We start from the raw sequence: 10,020 nt of genomic DNA on the forward strand, positions 1-10,020 counted from the left end.
TGGTTATAATTCATTTGAATAGCCTCCTGGTTTTATTAGATTGTCCTTTTAGCCGGCAAGCGTTGGACACTCTTATTCTACCAAGAGGTTATTTTTATTCTCAAATCTCATTTTCATCCATTACAGGAATGCTGCTCCGTTAGCGGAACAAGAAAAAGCGATTACTCTAATTGAACAATCGCACCCTTCGTTGAGAACAAGACATAATTTCTCTTATTTTCCTACATAATCAATCTCAATATCATTCACTTTTTTATCCATTTCGTAAGTTTCAGAGGATTTATCATAAATAACTTTTAGGTTCTTTTCATCAAGCCATTCAGTTTTTATCTGACCTAAATGTATTTCCCGATTCACTTTGAAAATCGTCATCTTTTTCTAAAATGGATAATTGAGGTGAAAATCCCGTTGTTGCACCACAACTTCTTTCGAAAACATAAGCGACATTCTCACCACTAGGAGAACGGACTTTTTGTACAATATCATTTCCACACATATCTCCAAACAATTATATTAAATACATATTTACTAACCATCAATACAGCAATTATTGTGATTATTGTTATCAAAATAGGTTTCACTTTATTTTTCATTTAGCTAACCTTGATTCAGTTTGTATATTTGAAGTTTTTTTAGCATTCACAAAAGTCCTTCTTGCACTAACCCCCCGTTACCTAAGAAAAGCTGCCTAAATTGGCAGCTGATCCTTAACTCAAGCACCCGTTAAATAAAAAACAAGGCAATAACTATAATTACAATTCCAGTTATCACCCCGCCTAATCTAATAACCCATAAGGTAAAAACTCGATAATAGTTCCTAAGATAACTGAAGATAAATCACTTATTTCTCTTTTAGACCAATCTTTATGTGCCTTTTCTGGAAACCTTAAAAATAAAACAATCAAGAGGAATCCTAAAGAAATTAACCAAATCCTAACCAATACCATATTCTCCTGAGTGATTAAAACCCCAATTAAACTCACAATCATTATAACCAATAAACTGTAAGGTAAAATATTTGATTTTTTCAATTCCGAAACTCCTTTTAAATACGTTTCTAAATCTTTAATTTACCCTACTTCTTCTTAAACTATCTGCCCGATTGCTGAATAAAGATCAATCTGTACTCTTTCAATAAATGTTAGCAATAGTTAAGCATTTGAGGTTATCTCCGGCTGACTTAGAACGATGCACTATCCAAAAATTTGTCATTAAACCATCCCCCTTTTTCCGAATTTTTATACATTATTAACTAAAAAAATAGAGAAGCAAAACTTCTCTATTTCCTAGTTGCAATTAGTCGATTCCGAATAATTATGAATTTCATTCCGGCTAATTATGAACAGATTCCGATTAATTTTGAAAAATTTCATCGTAATAGGCGATTTAAATTAATATTTACGGTGAATGCGATACTGTTCAAACCCATCCGCAATAATTTCGATTGGTACAGTATATTCCTCGACAACACCATTTACGTATTTCACTTTAAACAAGAATGACACAGGACCGACTTTTAAGTTAGTAGGATGTTCTAGGAACTTCTGATCATATAGTTCACCTATATACAAGATGTTAGAAACCTTTGATAGATTTACAAGTCTTGTTACAGAAATATCATTAGATTGATAACCATTCATCGTTGAAGTAAGTGATTTAACCGGATATGGTGAAACATCGGATTCTAATAGGAATCTTTCGCCACTGTAGAATTGATGTGGTGCGTGTCCTAAATCATTATGCTTTGCTAACCAATCAGGGGTATGTTTCACATAACTTATTAAGATTAAATCCTTAGAGTTAAACCAAGTTGATGTTCCAATTTCATCATATGGGTCATTTACAGTTACTCTTATATCATAGCGACCAACTTCTGTAACAAACGTATAACAAGGTTTACTGCCACTTGTTAAGTTACTCTGATTGAGTACAACCTGTTCCGTTCCTCCATCCTTCTTAAGGTAAATTTTTACTGTCAAAGGGTCATTTTCAGCATCTGTTACCTTTGCACAGACTTTTACGGTATCCCCTTCCCAAACTTCGTTTGGAAGCGGAGAAGTTGGCAATTCATAGGTTAATTCAACTACTGGCTTTATGTTCTTTACGACAATATCAATTGTTTTTGATGCACTCACCCAGTTATCAGACGCAGTTAATCGTACTTCATAGGTTGCTACTTTTGGGAACTTGAATGAAGCATTTGTAGTAGTAGCCATTCTAGTCCAGGTGGTAGTCCCTTTTATGCGATATTCCCAAACATATGCAAGCACATCTTTGTCTGGGTCTGTGGAGCTATTCGTAAATGTAACGGTAGTTAATCGGTCTGTCGGATTAGGTGTAGCAGTAAAATTAGGTACTGGTGTACGATTTAACACTGTTATTGACTTCTCAACGGATCTCGATTCAATACTATCACTCACTGTTAATCTAATCTTCCACACTTCTTGCTTGTTTAGTATTCTAGTAGGGTCCTTAGCAGTTGAAAAGTTTACCCATGTATTGGAGCCAGGACTTAAATATGCCCACTGATACGTTAATGTGTGTCCGTCAGCATCCGAAGACCTATTGGTAAATGTAACGTTTGTGTCGTTATAAATGGTGCTAGGATTCCATGTGAAGTCTGGAACTGGCGGTGTATTGAATTTATATGGCCCGCTATAAGTAGTTAATCTGTTCCCAAGATTGTCCTCAGATTGAACGTGGAGATACCATTGTCCGCTACCTGATTTAGTAGCCTCATAATTTGAACTAGTCGTCCAACTCGACCATGATGATTCTGCAGGTGTACTTGTGGAAGTTGACCAGTGGTAGCGAGAGCGTTTATATCCCGAATGTGCATCACTGTGTTTCAATCTAACGCGAATTTCGGCGCTTGACCAATCCCTATTTGGATAATTGGCTGTATCAGCACTATTTCGGAATTGGACTGTAGGAGCTGCCCCATCTACTCCAATATACTTACCTGTTTGACCATAACCATTAGTGGTATTTCCAACTTTATCTATAAAGTGATACTCGACACTATATAGATGACCGTGAGTATTAAGACGAACCGTATATGCAAGTTGTTCGATGGTTGGATCAGAGTGACCATCACTACCGCCCGAAACAAGCGGGACATGAGGATTACTTGTGTTGTCATACCATACACCACCTTGACTACCAAACTGGTGAATATGGTTCCAAGCATGCACACCAAAATTGTGCATAAACCTCGCATCTACTCCGTTACCACCTAATCTCATATAACCATAAGCGTTTCCTGAATCTGGGTCCTTTTGTTGTATTTTGACCGTTGCGGTAGAACCAGGTAGGTACCAATAAGTATTTCCGTTCACATACCCAGCGTTTTGAACATCATTCCAGCTAAGGACAGGGGCTACACCATCAACCCTTAATTTTAATCCAGTACTGTTATACCCAATCGTGTTATTTGCAGTATCTTGATAATAATACCTAACATCGTAAGAGTGCCCATGTGTTTTAGGGTTTACTGTCCAACGTATTTTTCCATAACCACTAGCATGTTCAATCCGACTTGCTGCAGTAATATCGACATGGGGAGATTTCGGACTAGGTAAAAAGTAATCAAACCATGTAGAAGACTGCGCAAAATTATGCCAGGCTCTTGCGTCCACTCCATTACCATTCAACATCAAATATTGCCTAGCATTCCCGGTTTGGTCATATTGTCTTAGTTCAATATTTACAGGATCATTTGGTTTAGCCCAGTAATCATTCCCATTTTTATAATTATGACCTGTAATCGCTGCTGAGTTATGCTTTGGTGGCGCATCATAACTAATAATAGCTTGAGAGCCTCCAAAAGCCCAATAAGAGGAGCTGGTCCATCTAGTTCCTCCTCCATCAGCAACGCCATACCAAACGGTTGTACCAGTTTCATCTTGGGTTGTTCGTGTGTAATATTGTCCGGTAACAAAATAACCTAATGTTGAACCACTTCCACTAGTTGACCTAGGTGCTGTTCTCCGTATAACCGAAGAACTTCTCATCATTAATTGGTTAGCATTTACACCACTACTAAGGGATATTTTACCTGTAATCGTATCACTATTAAAACTTAGGTTGCTTAGAGTAAAGGGTAAAATAAGCTCGGTATAAACAATATGAGAATCTACTCTTTTTACAAGATACAATCTCCATGAAGTGTTTGAATTTTTATCTGGAACTAATTCATTTAAAGGAATATACGCATCAAACCCAACATTTACGTATGTCATGTTACATCCACTATCCTGAGAAGGAATATTCGACTTATTGGTAGCAGTCGAAGGACACTGATTCCACACACCTGAACCTTGGTTGTTGTATTCAACTTCTTCAGTTGCACTTAAATTGATCGGAATTGTTGAATATATTCTAGTAGAATTATCGGATGTTCTTTGTGCAACAATATACGTTTCATGGTTACTCGAAGTATGGTGTTTGTGTCCAAAGTTAACGGCCCATCCGGTAAATCGTAAGTAAGGTTGGTTGCTATGACCACTAAATGTTTTATTGACAATTTGGTATCCGCCACTGATGTATTTACTACTGTAAATATCATAGACAATGTTTCTTCCAGTCCGCATATCATAGGTTTTACCCCCGTAGTTAGCACTCCACCCAGTACGAACATTATTCGGTACTTCATATGGAGAGGAAGCTGCATGGGTATTATTAGAGTCAAATAGAAATATCCCTAACAGTATCACTCCGATAATGGCTATAAATTTGTAGGTTTTCAGTAAGTTTCACCGCCTTTCTAAAGAACATTTAAAAAACCATAAAAAAAAGCCCCTAGAAATAGACATACCAATGGTATATCACTTTCTAGGGGTTTTCCCTCTGAGTAATTTAATTAATATAATATTATCAAATAAATGACAGGGAGGCAACAAATAGATTTATAGCTTTTATTTAGTTTTTCTCAATTTAACTTTCTTTTTTTAAACCACCAAAAGTATCCTGTACCACCTGCAATTGCTACTAGTAAAACCAACAGTGTGGTGAATACTATTTTTCCAGTATTTGATTGTGATTCTTTGTTATCTTTAGTAGTAGAAATAACCTCATCAGCTGATGCTAATTCTTTTGATTCGATTGAAGACTCATCCTCGATTATTTCTTCTTGTTCTTGTTTTTTTTCACTCTCATTCGCTGAGCCTTTATCCTGTTCATCTTCTGTTTCTTCTACGGAACCTTTATTTTCGTCTTCCTTCTTTTTTGAAGTAGATTTCGTTTGCTCATTATCCTTACTTACAGAAGTAGTTTTAGGTGCTGTAGTAGTACTACTAGCCTTAGATTGACTTGTACTCCCACCTGTACTAGGTTGCTTTTTTTCACTCGTAGATGGCTGTTTTGGTTGTGTTTGTACAGGTTTAGTAGGCTCCGAAGGCTTTGGAGTCGGATTTTGAACGATTGGTTTAGGCTCTGGCTTAGGCTCAGGTATTGGTTCTGGATTCGGTTGTGGTTTAGGTTCAGGTTTTGGCTCGGGTTTCGGCTGGGGCTTAGGTGCTGGTTTTTCCTTATATATAGCGTAAATAGTCAAATTTGCTTCACCATAAGGACCACTTGGAGTACCTATTACATAATTGTGAGTACCCGCATTTAATGGGTAATTAATTGAACCATTAACCGTAAACTGACCTGTAGCTTCAACATATGCTCCAAAAACATTACACCATGATTCCGAAGCGTTTGCTGGATTACTCATAGTATGTTTATCTGATTCTATTGTTAATGTGCAACTACCTCTTTGAATTTCTTCTCCATTCGCAATTTGCGGTAACGCCAATCCTATTAATAGCCCGCTAATTAATGTACTTAGAAACACTCTCTTAACGTTTTTCACTTTCTGATTTCCCCCTTAATTACTGTAATGATATAACACTTTCCCTTTTTAAGAACAAATAAAAAAACGGTTCTTCGGGAATTTTAATGATCTCGATATACAGACGTATAACAAGATACTAAAAAACTTAGTCCCAAAGAACCGCTCATAACTTAAACCCGCTAACCGAATTGGTTGCACTTAAACAGAATAGGAAATGTTATACATCTATTATAAGTCTGACAAACAATTCTATCAATAGATTCTTAAGGAAATTATTTCTTGTATTCATAAACCGCAGCTTGTCTGATAACGGTTGTACCACCAACAAACCAACGGGGACTTTCGGTAATCATAATGGCAATTATACTTGGACCTTCTATTTTTTGGGTAAAATTATAGTCAGGATGTGAGTAGGTAAATGGATATGTCCTTACTACTCGATCATCAAGATAAATTAATTCAACTAGACTTAAGTTATTTTTAAAAAATGAAGTGGAAGTAGGTGTAAATAAATGTCCTCCACTACTTGTCACATTTAGATTACTCTCAATGCTTTTATTGAAATTTTCTAAGGCTGTATTAGGTAGGAGATTTCCATTTACCCTATCCCCATTTTGAAAGACAATTTTTCCGTTAGAAAAGGAAACAGGATCAACCGCAAGTGCTGCATCATGAGTAGCTATCTCCAAAGCATTCTTCATTTGACGTGTAGCGGTTTTATCTGCATCTAGATTAAATTGGATCTGTGTAATAATCGCAAATAGCAAAACAAGTAAGATTGTTCGTAATGCGGTTCCCATATAGAAAACTCCTAATTGATGTATTCACTAAGTATTTTAATGTCTTTTTCAAATGTATTAGGACTCGGATTAAAGATATCTAAAACAAAAATAAAACTTCGGGGCGCTTTAATACTACCTTTTATGTACTGATTACGTGGTGTTAGGGTTTGAGTGCCTGTGATTGTAACCTTTTTTGGATCAAAGTTGTACTTGTTAACAAGTGTATCTTTCATTTCTTGAATGATAACTGGTGTAAATCTACCTTCTATCGAGGCTTTTTTAGCCCCTTCGGCTAAAACGACTTCAACTGCTTCTCTATTCAAACTATCGACATATGATAATATAGGTGCAAACATAATGTTTATTGCAATAAATAAGGTCATCCATTCAGCTAGAGTTTTAGACATATACTTTCCCTACCTTTTATCATAATAGAGGGGAGAATCCCCTCCACTATGGTTCAATCGATTTAGTTATTTGATCCTGTTTGACCATCAGGTAGGTTTCCGTCAACTCCACTTATTTGAGTATCATATTGACTTGTCTCCTCACCAATCATGTTATAGCCGATAAAGAATAAAAAAGCTGAGATAGACAATACTGTTACTGCGATACCTAAGAAAGTGGATAAACTTTTATTCATTTTAAAATTCCCCCATAGTTTAAATGATAATTTAATTTGTTAATGAGATTGTTCATATGATTCGAAATGCCAGGATAAATTAGTTATTAGAACCAGTTTGACCATCAGGTAAATTTCTATCAACTGCACTAATTTGGGTATCGTATTCTGTAGTTTCATCACCAATCATGTTATATCCGATAAAGAACAGAAATGCTGAAATTGATAAAACTGTTACTGCGATGCCTAAGAAGGTTGATAATGACTTATTCATGGATTAAGATTCACCCTTTCTTTTTAATGTTTAATAGATTTATATAAATTGTTATTGCAAACTTGGTTTATGGTAAGTTAGTACTCATTGAATCAATTTCAGTTTTATACTGATTTGCTTCAGTTCCAATCATGTTATAGGCCATAAAGAATAAGAAAGCCGAAATTGCTAGTACTGTTATGGCTATACCGAGAAAAGTAGCAAGCGATTTATTCAAATGCATCACCTCCCTTAATGTAATAATTTATTTCCTTTCAATTTGGTGTTCTGTTTTCATTAAACCTTCGTGTTTGTCATTTTTTTCTTTCAGAGCATCATAAGCTACTCCAAATAACAAGGTAACAATAATTAACATGACTGCTGCTATTAGCATAAAAGACCCTAATGAATTGTTCATAAACTATCATCCACCACTAGTCGTAATATAATCGTTCACGTCGTCGGATAAGTCTTTCATAACAAGATGCATCGTTCCGAAAATAAATGCCGAAATCGTAACAGCAACTATTGCTATCCCCATAAACTTGCTAATTGACGTTTTAATTTCAACCACCCCCAGCTATTTATAGTCTAGAATTACTCATGATGATAGTTACCATTGTCACCACTACAACCATAAAATTTAATATAATAATGAAATGTGTCGCCTTAATAGGAATTCCTAAAAGATCAGTCGTGATTTTCTTCCTTCTTCGATAATTTTCAATCTGTGATCGAGTAAACATGCTATGCATACCTTTCAAGTGATTCAAGGCAGTACTTCGTTCCACATCATCTAATGTTTTTATAACAGCTATTAAAGATTGAGATTCTTTTGAGCCTAATTCTTCCGCAAATTTATCTAATGCTACTTTTGGTCCTTCATCATTACTCCAGGAAGATAACAACACCGTAAATGATTTCTCCAATATAATGAAATGCGATTTAATATTACGTAACACGTTGTACGTATTAATCCGATTCACTGTCATCATTTCAATTTCATTAATCAATAAATCATATAAAAGGAAAACTTCCGCATACTTCTTAGCATTGTGATAGTCTATCACTCGTCTCATAATGAAACAGAACAATGAATAAGGAAAGTGAGGTAAAGCAAGTAGTCCAAAGATTAAGATACAAACAAACGCAATCATGGTTCCCTTCCCAATTTCCCCAAATAACATAGGAAACGTGATGTAGTAAGTGAATAGGAATAATAAGAAACCACCTAGGATTAAGTTGTAACGTATTCCATTAAACCCTAATGGATATTGAGCTTTCTTCAACCATTCTTCTGCTTTACTTTGTCTTGAATTTTCCACCACTTTTTGCCTGTTCTTCTCTATGCTGTTTCTTATTCGAATACGTGTCTGCAATCGTTCACCTTTAGTGGTTAAACCTGAATAAACGAGAATCCCTGCAATAACTGAAAGGATGAAGCAAAAAACATATACAAACAGGTCAAGGTGCTTAAATATAAAAGTTTCTTCCATGTTGCCCCTCCTTTCTTACAGATCATTTTTCGGTCGTTTTAGGAAAATCGATATGATTATTGAAAAAACTACACCAAGCAAGCTAAGGCAAAACAGGAATATCGTCCATGCATGTCCAAACTGCAAATCAAACCAGTCTTGCGCCCCGCTAGAAAAATACCCTAGAATTAATGAACCGATAAATACAGGCGCTGTTAAATATCCGTTATATACGAAATCAAGCGTAGAGGATTTTTCTTCTTCCAACATTTCCTCGGTTTCCTCAAGCTGCTTAGTTAAAACCATGAGGGCATTCAATACTTTTTCGTTGTATAAATAGGCTTTTAAAATAACACTACCTAATCGCTTAGAAACATTCGTTCCAACAGTATATGTAAACACTTGAATGCTTTCTCTTAATTCATTTTCATTCCGAGAAACTTGTAAATCAGATACTAGTTTGATTAATACTTTTCTTAGATCAGCACTTTTTACATCCTTTTGCGTTTCTGTTAAAGCATGGTACATATCGTAATGCATGGCATTGTAATTCTGGGTTAAGTTTTGAACAATGCTAAGAAATTCTAAACTCATGAGATACCTTATTTTGTTTAATCGAAGTCGAAGCGTTAAGTACGGTATGAAACCAATTAAAACCCCAAAAACAACCGATACTAATACATCACCGAACACAAATAGCATAAATATACAAGAGATAACCGCTAACATGCCAGTGATGGTTAAAAACACGATTACGTCATATTCATTGCGTTCATCCCTTGTTGTCTTAATAAGCAAATTTAGGCGTTTGAGAATTGGATTCTTGTAGGAAGCTGTCTTTGAAAAGTCGATGTTACTTCTTACTTTCCTTATACGATACTTGTAATTCCATTCGTTGTATTTTACCTGTAAAGAAGAGAACATGATGTTTTTGGAAGTCCAAAGAGCTACAACGATTAAAATCAGATAAAGTATATGATACTATGTCAAGAAAATAGACACAGATTTTTCTACCGCGCTTTCGCTTGGTAGCCTTCATAAAAAAGTTTAAA

The 10,020-nt window shown here is 35.5% G+C and carries 13 protein-coding genes; all 13 read right to left on the minus strand.

What is annotated here, in order from left to right; translation table 11 throughout:
* Positions 1-213: 213 nt before the first annotated feature.
* On the minus strand, positions 214-372 hold the full coding sequence (locus ACR65M_RS25305) for a hypothetical protein (protein WP_440274767.1): 159 nt from the start codon (positions 370-372) through the stop codon (positions 214-216).
* Between the two features lie 404 nt (positions 373-776).
* Positions 777-1,031: a hypothetical protein gene (locus ACR65M_RS25310; RefSeq protein WP_440274768.1), complete on the minus strand. Its 255-nt coding sequence runs from the start codon at positions 1,029-1,031 to the stop codon at positions 777-779.
* A gap of 360 nt (positions 1,032-1,391) precedes the next feature.
* On the minus strand, positions 1,392-4,592 hold the full coding sequence (locus tag ACR65M_RS25315) for a PKD domain-containing protein (RefSeq protein ID WP_440274769.1): 3,201 nt from the start codon (positions 4,590-4,592) through the stop codon (positions 1,392-1,394).
* A gap of 338 nt (positions 4,593-4,930) precedes the next feature.
* Positions 4,931-5,854, minus strand: a complete 924-nt coding sequence (locus ACR65M_RS25320) for a flagellar basal body-associated FliL family protein (RefSeq protein WP_440274770.1) — start codon at positions 5,852-5,854, stop codon at positions 4,931-4,933.
* Positions 5,855-6,108: 254 nt separating this feature from the next.
* Entirely contained in the window at positions 6,109-6,636 is a 528-nt protein-coding gene (locus ACR65M_RS25325) for a peptidase M23 (RefSeq protein ID WP_440274771.1), read from the minus strand.
* An 11-nt stretch (positions 6,637-6,647) separates the two neighbouring features.
* A complete protein-coding gene (locus ACR65M_RS25330; protein WP_440274772.1) occupies positions 6,648-7,025 on the minus strand; it encodes a hypothetical protein in 378 nt (125 codons plus the stop codon).
* Between the two features lie 62 nt (positions 7,026-7,087).
* A complete protein-coding gene (locus ACR65M_RS25335) occupies positions 7,088-7,261 on the minus strand; it encodes a hypothetical protein (RefSeq protein WP_440274773.1) in 174 nt (57 codons plus the stop codon).
* A gap of 79 nt (positions 7,262-7,340) precedes the next feature.
* Positions 7,341-7,514, minus strand: a complete 174-nt coding sequence (locus tag ACR65M_RS25340; RefSeq protein WP_440274774.1) for a hypothetical protein — start codon at positions 7,512-7,514, stop codon at positions 7,341-7,343.
* A 67-nt stretch (positions 7,515-7,581) separates the two neighbouring features.
* The gene (locus tag ACR65M_RS25345) at positions 7,582-7,731 is read right to left on the minus strand and encodes a hypothetical protein (RefSeq protein ID WP_440274775.1); all 150 of its coding nucleotides are present in this window, start codon (positions 7,729-7,731) and stop codon (positions 7,582-7,584) included.
* Positions 7,732-7,758: 27 nt separating this feature from the next.
* Complete coding sequence (locus tag ACR65M_RS25350) at positions 7,759-7,911, minus strand: hypothetical protein (RefSeq protein WP_440274776.1); 153 nt, start codon at positions 7,909-7,911, stop codon at positions 7,759-7,761.
* 166 nt (positions 7,912-8,077) lie between these two features.
* Positions 8,078-8,989 (minus strand): hypothetical protein, encoded by a 912-nt coding sequence (locus ACR65M_RS25355; protein ID WP_440274777.1) that lies wholly within the window; start codon positions 8,987-8,989, stop codon positions 8,078-8,080.
* A gap of 15 nt (positions 8,990-9,004) precedes the next feature.
* Positions 9,005-9,766 carry a hypothetical protein gene (locus ACR65M_RS25360; protein WP_440274778.1) on the minus strand — a complete coding sequence of 254 codons (762 nt, stop codon included), beginning with the start codon at positions 9,764-9,766 and terminating at the stop codon, positions 9,005-9,007.
* A gap of 55 nt (positions 9,767-9,821) precedes the next feature.
* Positions 9,822-10,020, minus strand: a 199-nt coding sequence (locus ACR65M_RS25365) for a hypothetical protein (protein WP_440274779.1), incomplete at its 5' end; no start/stop codon positions are given.

Source organism: Ferdinandcohnia sp. SAFN-114, assembly GCF_059415045.1.